The organism is Planomonospora algeriensis (assembly GCF_977012225.1).
This window is the reverse complement of sequence record NZ_CDRNDK010001121.1, coordinates 1-393: the sequence shown is the minus strand read 5'-3', so window position 1 is coordinate 393 and position 393 is coordinate 1. Positions and strand designations below refer to the sequence as shown.

Annotated in this window: 1 pseudogene; it reads right to left on the bottom strand. The window is 74.0% G+C overall.

The features are described 5' to 3' along the window. A pseudogene (locus ACWJ6R_RS38095) lies at positions 1–370 on the bottom strand (RNA-guided endonuclease InsQ/TnpB family protein); the annotation flags it as partial. Between the last annotated feature and the right edge of the window lie 23 nt (positions 371–393).

Sequence of the window (393 nt, the reverse complement as noted above, 5' to 3'; positions counted from 1 at the left end):
AGCGGAAGACCGCTTGGCTCTCGCGGCTCTTCGCATCCACCCGCCCGCAGGCCGGCACCGAGCACGTCTGGGACGTGTACGCGGCCGGAACCGTACTGACGACACTGCCGGTGTAGCGGGCCCTGGCGCGCACCGCGACCTCCAGCCCGTACCAGCCCTTGTCCAATATCGCCCGGTTCAGCCCCGACTTCTGCGCCACCCGCGCACCCGGCGCCTCGGCCGTGCCGGACGCCGCCGCGGTCATCCCGCGCACGTTCAGGTCCTCCAGCACGATGTGCGCGTAGTCGCGGGTCAGCCGGTGCGCGGCCTGGGCGTTGAAGTCCGCCCGCCGCCGCCGCACCCGCCCCATGATCGCTCCCAGGGCGCGCACCACCCGCCTGCGCCGACCCGAGC